Below are 7,209 nucleotides of genomic sequence, written 5' to 3'. Positions count from 1 at the left end.
AGTCCACGAGGGAGACCGCGCCACAGAGCGTGGACGTCACCCATGCGTCCGAGCGCGGCCCGTCTCCCACCGCGTTCCGGGCTTGGATGGTGAATGTGTAGCGCGTCGCGCTCGCCAGCCCTTCGAGTGTGGCCGTCGTCGCGTTCCCCGCCACGCTCACCTGAACGTCGCCTGGCTGCGCGGTGATGACGTTGGCGGTCAGCGGGCTGCCTCCGTCGTACCCGGGAGGCCTCCAGGTGAGGGTGGCCCGCGTGGCCTCGACGGAGACGGTGAGGATTTTCACGGCGTCAGGGAGGTCCGGCGTGGTGATGGGCTGCGAGGGCACGGACATCGGCCCCTCGCCCACCGGGTTGGAGGCCTGCACGGTGAAGGTATACATCGTGCCGTTGGCGAGGCCGGGCACGGTGGCCCGGGTGGCCTTGCCCGGCACCGTCACCGCGATGTCGCCGGGGCTCGCCCGCACCGTGTACGCGTGGACGGGGGCGCCACGCTTCGGCTCCGGCGCCGTCCACGCGACGTGCGCCTCGCGCACGCCCGCCTCGGCGGTGACATCGATGGGGAGGCCAGGAGGCTGCACGGCCTCCTCTTCGGAGGAGCCGCAGCCGGAGAAGAGACACGCGAGTGCTGCAAGCAGGACACAGAGGGGGACCCGGGTTACCGGAGGCATGGGGGTGTTCTTGTCAAAGAGAGAGAGGACGGCACCTCGGGGCCGGCGCGGAATGCCCCGGCCGCGGTGCGGGGGCGGCGCAATGCAGCCCACATGCCCGCTTTGGCGCGACTCCCAGGCCACACCCAGGTGGGCGAAGCCATGCCTCCGTCCACGTGGCCCGTGCAGCGCGGTGCACACGCATGCGCACCGCGTACTGCACAGTCCTCGCTCCCGTCAGCTCAGCACGCTGTCATCGACGTGGCAGCTTCGCGCCCAGTTCTGCGGCACGTAGCGCGCGGTGGCCCCTCGTCGCCCGGGTCCACCAGCCCCGGAATCACGTCGAGGATGGCCTTGGTGGCGCCGCTCGTCACCCACCACGCGTCCCAGCATCTCGGGCTATTTCCAGCTTGTTGTTCCGGGCGCCTCGCTGACGCAGACGTACGACTCCACGACCGACGCGACGAACCCGGGATGCGTCAGGTGCGACCCGGCGCCTGGTCAGCCGCGGCTGGTGCTTTGGCTCTAGAGGCCAACTGCTCGCTCGCCGGACACGTCGGCAATGGATCGGGTTCGACACCATGACTGCGCAGGTAGGTCACGCCCCATTCGCGCAGCGTGAGCAGTACCGGCGCCAATGAGCGACCAAACGGCGTGAGTTCGTACTCGACCTTCGGCGGCACCTGCGGATAGACGCGGCGCACGACGACGCCGTCGCTCTCCAGCTCGCGCAGCTGCAGCGTGAGCATGCGTTGTGTGGCCTTCGGGATGCGCCGCGTGATTTCCATGAAGCGCAGCGTGCCGCCCATCAGGTGGAACAGGATCAGCGGCTTCCACAGCCCGCCGACCACCGAGAGCGTGGCTTCCACGGGGCAACCGCTTTTGGGGTCATGCCGCTTGGACCGCATACGTACACCCTTGTCAGTAGCGTGGTTTCCACAGGGCAACCGCTTTGGGGGGGTTACGCGATTGGCCTGCATACGTACATTCTTGACAGTACCTATCATTATTGTACCTTCTTGCGACTTTGTAAGTACCCGCGAGATTGTGGGCTTCCACCGGAGGCCCCATGCGCGCACTGCTGACAGAGAAGACCGAGGCCGGGCTGTCGACGACCCTCACCGACCTCGATCCCGCCGAGCTCGGCGAAGGCGACGTCACCGTCCGGGTCGAATGGTCGACGGTGAACTACAAGGACGCGCTCGCGCTCTCAGGGCGCGGCCAGATCATCAAGACGCTACCGCTGGTAGGCGGTATCGACCTCGCGGGCACCGTCGAGTCGTCGGATGACGCCCGGTTCGCGCCGGGTGACCGCGTGCTCGTCAACGGCTGGGACCTGGGCCAGACGCACCACGGCGGCTACGCCGAGAAGGCGCGCGTGCCGGCCAACTGGCTCGTACCCGTGCCCGACGCCTTCAGCACGCGCGATGCCATGGCGATCGGGACGGCCGGCTACAGCGCAATGCTGTGCGTGCTCGCGCTCGAGCATTCAGGCCTGACACCCGAGCACGGCGATGTCCTCGTCACCGGTGCGAACGGCGGCGTCGGCTCCATCGCGATCGCACTGCTGTCGAAGCTCGGCTACCGGGTCGTCGCCTCCACCGGCCGCGTATCGGAGGCGGAGCACCTTCGCGTGCTGGGCGCGGCGGACGTCATCGACCGCAATCACCTTGCGCGGCCCGGTCCGCCTCTGGGGCCGGAGCGCTGGGCCGGCGCGGTGGACGCCGTCGGCAGCCACACGCTCGCCAACGTTCTGGCGCAGACGCGCTATCGCGGCGTCGTGGCCGCCTGCGGACTCGCGCAGGGCATGGACCTGCCGACGTCGATGGCGCCCTTCATCCTCCGTGGCATCACCCTGGCTGGTATCGATTCCGTGAGAGCGCCCCGCGAGCTGCGGCTGACGGCATGGGCACGCCTTGCGACGGATCTCGAGCTGCCCAGGCTGGCCGCCGCCACGCGGGAAATCGAGCTCGCCGACGTCTCCGACACCGTCGCGCACCTGCTGCGCGGTGAGGTCAGGGGGCGCCTGGTGGTTCGGATTCCCTGAACGGTCGAGTGGAACGCCGTCGGCGCAGGCCGTCCCTCGATGCGCCGGCGATCGAACCGAATCGAGGGACGCGTCACATCCGAAACACCCAAGCATGGGAGACAACACATGACACAACGACAAGCCACGCCCTCACGCTTCGATATCGAAGCGCACGGCTCCACGCTGGTGGTGCGCATCGACGGCGGTCCGCTGCAGCTCTTCGGCGTCGACGTGGCGCTGCAACTCGAAGCGCTCGTGGAGCGCGTGGACAAGGATCCCGATGTGCGTGCGGTGGTCTTCGCCAGCACGCATCCGCAGCGGTTCATGAGCCATGCGGACGTGAAATGGTTGCAGCAGGGCGGCGCCGACTACGTCGCGCGCCAGAAGACGGGTGCGCCGCCGCCGGTGCCCTCGGAGGGCTACGTTGGGCTCGACCGCCTGCATGCGATCTTCCTTCGCATGAACAGCATCGGCGTGGTGTTCGTCGCCGCACTCGAGGGCCAGGCGCTGGGGCTCGGCGCGGAGTTCGCATGGGCCTGCGACCTGCGGGTGATGGCTGACACGGACGCCTTCATCGGTCAGCCGGAGGTGCTGCTGGGGATCATGCCGGGCGGCGGCGGCAGCCAGCGACTGACTCGGCTGGTCGGGTCACATCGCTCGCTCGTCGCGATCCTCGACGGCAAGCCATTCACGCCCGCGCAGGCACTGGAGCTCGGTGCGGTAGATGCGGTGGTGCCGAAGGCCGACGTCGTAGCGAGGGCCATCGAGCTCGCCCATCATCTGGGCAAGCGCGACAAGGCGGCCGTGGGCGCCATCAAGCGTTCGGTCTACTTCGGTGGCTCGCTACCGCTGCCAGACGGCATCAAGCTCGAAGCCAAGGAATTCCTGACGCTCAACGTCTCCGAGAATGGTCAGACGTTGATGCTCGCCTACCAGCGGAGGACAGCCGAACTTGGGGAGCTTCCGCTCTACGCTCCTGGTGGCTATGACGCCGCGCTACGGGCAGGGCAGGTCGGCTAGCTGGCGTTCCGCGTCGCCCGCCTTGGTTGATCGACTCATGACAACGCCAGCTCGCTAGCAAGTCCAGCGGGGCATGCTTCTGCGCCCCAAAGGAGAAGGCACGTCACTGGGCTTGGCCCGGGCCAAGCTCACCCTCGAAGTTGGCCCAAGCCATCGAGGCGAAGCTCGCGGCTGAGCGCGAGCGGCAGGAGCGCCAGGCCGCGGAGCCTGCTCGCAGGAAAGCGGCGCAAGACTCGTATCCGGAATAAGGCCCCGTCTTCAGTTTCAGCGGAACGGAAGTGCCTTGAAGGACTTGCCGTTGGTGGTGAAGGCCAGGTGGTGTGGGAACACCGTCCAGAGCCTGCCACCGGCGACCTTGAGGTGCGGGGAACCCGGCGCCGGTGTGGGGACCTTGAGCGGCGTGCCCTGGTCGTCGTCCAGGCGGAGGACGCGGTCGTCCTGGCTGACGAACAGGTGGTCCTTGAAGAAGGCCAGCGATTGCACGGGCCCCTTGGGGAGGGCGAGCTTCCGCGCCTTGCCCCTGGCGGGGAGGTGGAACGCCTGCGCGTCGGTATGGAAGTAGATGCTTCCTTCGGGCCCCGCGCACGCGCCCGTCACGGTGAAGCGGGGGGCGTGCCGCGCGACGAGGGCCTTGTCCTCGAGCGCGAACAGACCGCCGTTGCCATAAGCGTAGAGCGTGCCCGCGTGGGACAACAGCCCGCGGAGCCCGTCCTGCTCCTCGCCCACCTGCTCGAAGCTCAGGTCCTTGCCCTCGGGGGTGAGCCGCCCCAGCCCATTCGCCGAGCACAGACCGAAGAGGGTGCCTTCGTGGATGACACCATCCACCAGGTCGAGCGCGCCGGCCCCCGTGACCTCCCGGAGCTTCCAGCTCTTGCCCCTGCCTTCGAACGCGAGCACGGAGACACCAAAGCCCGTGAGGCCCCAGGGCGCGCCCAGGTCCCGGAGGGTGGAGGCCACGTAGCCGTAGGGAAGCGCCTTGGGCAGCTTGGTGCGCGTCCAGCCCTTGCCGTCGTAGGTGAGCAAGCGGTTGAAGTCCACGTCGTAGGTGGGCTTGAAGTGCTCGAACTCGTCCTCGTCCACCGTCACCTGGTCCAGCCAGACCTGGTCGGTCCAGGGCTGGTTCCACTTCACCCGGTTATCGAAGTCCCAGAGGTCGTCCCCGGCGACATAGCCGGAGTCGGAGTCCGGGTGCGGCGTCGCCGCCAGCACCACCACGGTGCCCTGCGCGGTGACGTGGACATCCGCCAGCACCTGCGCGACGGAAGCCACGTCCGGGACCTTGCCCGCCTTCGCGGCGGACTTCTTCCCGGAAGGCGCGGTGGACCGGGTGCCCGACAGGGCCTTTCCCTTGGGGGACGGGGCCTGCTGCTTGTCGGCTCGCGAGTCGAGCGCGGCGATGTCTGTCGAACGGGGCTTGGGCATGGTGCCCATCATTCACTCATCTCGGGCGGGTCTTCAACCCACCGCCACGTGAGCAAGGGCCACGTCGACACGCGGCTCGTGGTACGCGCGTCCAGGCCAGACAGGCGGGGCCAACTTCGAGAAGCACGCGCCGAAAACCTGAAAACCGATCTGAACCGTTAGAGCACGCTCGTGGCATCGGCGATGCCTGGCTCGCAGCTCGACCAGCTCGGGAGGAGGGTGGGGAGCTTCGACTCAGGACTCGAGCCACCCACCGAACGCTTCGACGAGCTGCTTCACCCTCGCGGTGAGCGTGTGGAGTGCTGCCAGTTCGGACCCGAACGTGCGGGTGGACACCCTGAGGGACACCGACGTCCCGACCGACGGTGGCGTGTACTGGAAGAGCCCTCCCTCCGCCCCCTGGCCGACGGCGTAGACGCCACCGTGATGCATGGCGGGCTGCGCGATGATGTCAGGGGCCTCGGGCACCTCGACCTGCTCGAGCCCGGCCACCGTCGCGCGGAGGAGCACACCCCTCATCCGTCCGGAGACGGAGGCCGTGCCTGCAATCCATGCTCCCCCCGCGGGGTCCGCACACAGGCCGTACAGGCGCGGCGCGCCGAGTGCCGGAAGGTCATACTCCCTCCACTGTGAGCCATCGGTGACGAAGACGCGTTCGTCGCTCGCGAGCCACAGCTCCCCGCTGCGCGCGATGTCGGCCCAGCAGAAGGAGTCGCGTCCCGGCCCGCTCCCTGGGGGCCGCAGGGCCTCGAAGCGGCTGCCGTCCCACGCGAGCACCTGCGCACCGCCATTCGCGACGTACAGCGTGTCGCGAAACGAGAGGAGGTTGAGCCGGTTGGGACTCCCGTCAGCGTGTGGGACGGCAGGCGTCGGAACACGCTCGGCCCGTCCGCCCGCGCTGCGCCACAGCTCGCCCTGGTTCACGAGCAGCCACAGCGCGTCCTGGAAGGGGCACACGTCGTGGACCATGGCATGCCGATTCGGGAGCCCGGTCTCGACCGGACTCCATTCACTCCCGCGGCGTTGGAACACGAAGCCCGGCGCGCCACAGACCCACAGCTCCGAAGAGACGGAGCGAATCCGTGAGACCTGCTCGTCGTGGAACTCCCGCCCGAAGCCCTCGCAGCGGCCTTCCCACTCCTCGTGGGACATCAGCCGCACGTAGCTCGGCGACCCACCCCACGCGGGCGCATGGACCAGCCACGGACCCTGGCTTCCAAGCAGGAACCCGCCGGCCTCCAGGTCCGCCCCCAGCGCCGTGACGTAGGCGCACATCTGACGCTCGTCCTCCGAGTCCTCGTCCAGGGGAATCTCCTGCTCGAACAGGCTCAGCGGGCGATAGGAGGACGCCTCCCTCCTCTCCACGTGGAACTCGAAGCGGAGCTCGGCCTGCACGTGTGCGAGCGGACCTGACTCGAACTCCAGCCAGACGCGCGGATGACCGGACGCGCCTTGGACGCTCACCCTTCGCAAGCCGTCGGGTGCGCAGGCGCGAGACACCGCGGCCTCCAAAGCGGTGCCCTCAATCGATGAACGCGGAATCCACCAACGGGGTGCGTAGGACATACGCCTCTCGACTATAGGCGAAACGGGGGCCCTGTTTTCGCGCCTGCTCCCACGTGTCCACGCTCCCGAAACCGGAGTGAATCAGGCTCGGCCGCACGCTCTGCCACCCGCCCATCAGGCCCGAGCCCGTCGCCGCCCTTCCTTCCGGCGGCCCTGGCAGGTATTCCCCCCTGTGTGAAGGAAGCCGAGAGAGCCCTGCCCCCGCCTGACGAAACGCCACTGCCCACCGCGCTGTCCCTGGACGAGGTGCGCCGCTGCATCCGACTCCTGGAGGCCATGGGCCAGAACCGCCTCCTGCTGGCGGAGCTCCCAGCGCAGGAGAAGATTGCCCTGCTCTCCGCCGCGGGCCGCGTGGTGCACCCGGACCGTGACACGAAGTCGCGGCTCGCGAAGTCGCTGAGGCGGGAGCGGAAGCAGGCCGTGCAGAAGCATGACCGCACCCTCCGCGCGACGACCGAGATTCGCACGCTGCGCCGTGAAGCGGTCTTCACCGTGCCGTGCCTTCCCCCGCCGCCCCCGTCGGAGG

Annotated in this window: 6 protein-coding genes and 1 pseudogene; 3 read left to right on the top strand and 4 right to left on the bottom strand. The window is 68.6% G+C overall.

What is annotated here, in order from left to right; genetic code table 11:
• Positions 1–577, bottom strand: a 577-nt coding sequence (locus HG543_RS49745; protein WP_169352009.1) for a fibronectin type III domain-containing protein, incomplete at its 3' end; no start/stop codon positions are given.
• 548 nt (positions 578–1,125) lie between these two features.
• Complete coding sequence (locus HG543_RS49740) at positions 1,126–1,515, bottom strand: winged helix-turn-helix transcriptional regulator (protein WP_343073641.1); 390 nt, start codon at positions 1,513–1,515, stop codon at positions 1,126–1,128.
• A gap of 200 nt (positions 1,516–1,715) precedes the next feature.
• Here HG543_RS49740 and acuI point away from each other — a divergent pair, with 200 nt between their 5' ends.
• Together acuI and HG543_RS49730 are read left to right on the top strand one after the other, a co-directional pair.
• Positions 1,716–2,693 carry an acrylyl-CoA reductase (NADPH) gene (gene acuI / locus HG543_RS49735; RefSeq protein WP_169352007.1) on the top strand — a complete coding sequence of 326 codons (978 nt, stop codon included), beginning with the start codon at positions 1,716–1,718 and terminating at the stop codon, positions 2,691–2,693.
• 108 nt (positions 2,694–2,801) lie between these two features.
• Positions 2,802–3,695, top strand: a complete 894-nt coding sequence (locus tag HG543_RS49730) for an enoyl-CoA hydratase/isomerase family protein (RefSeq protein WP_169352006.1) — start codon at positions 2,802–2,804, stop codon at positions 3,693–3,695.
• Positions 3,696–3,959: 264 nt separating this feature from the next.
• Here the strand turns inward: HG543_RS49730 and HG543_RS49725 are convergent, their stop codons facing one another.
• Entirely contained in the window at positions 3,960–5,117 is a 1,158-nt protein-coding gene (locus tag HG543_RS49725; protein WP_169352005.1) for a hypothetical protein, read from the bottom strand.
• 234 nt (positions 5,118–5,351) lie between these two features.
• Positions 5,352–6,581, bottom strand: coding sequence for an NHL repeat-containing protein (locus HG543_RS49720; protein ID WP_169352004.1), 1,230 nt, complete (start codon positions 6,579–6,581; stop codon positions 5,352–5,354).
• Between the two features lie 276 nt (positions 6,582–6,857).
• Here HG543_RS49720 and HG543_RS49715 point away from each other — a divergent pair.
• A pseudogene (locus tag HG543_RS49715) lies at positions 6,858–7,209 on the top strand (oxidoreductase); the annotation flags it as partial.

This window comes from Pyxidicoccus fallax (genome assembly GCF_012933655.1).
In the GTDB taxonomy this organism is placed as follows: Bacteria; Myxococcota; Myxococcia; order Myxococcales; family Myxococcaceae; genus Myxococcus; species Myxococcus fallax.
The sequence above is the reverse complement of the archived record's forward strand: the minus strand, read 5'-3'. Positions and strand labels throughout refer to the sequence as shown.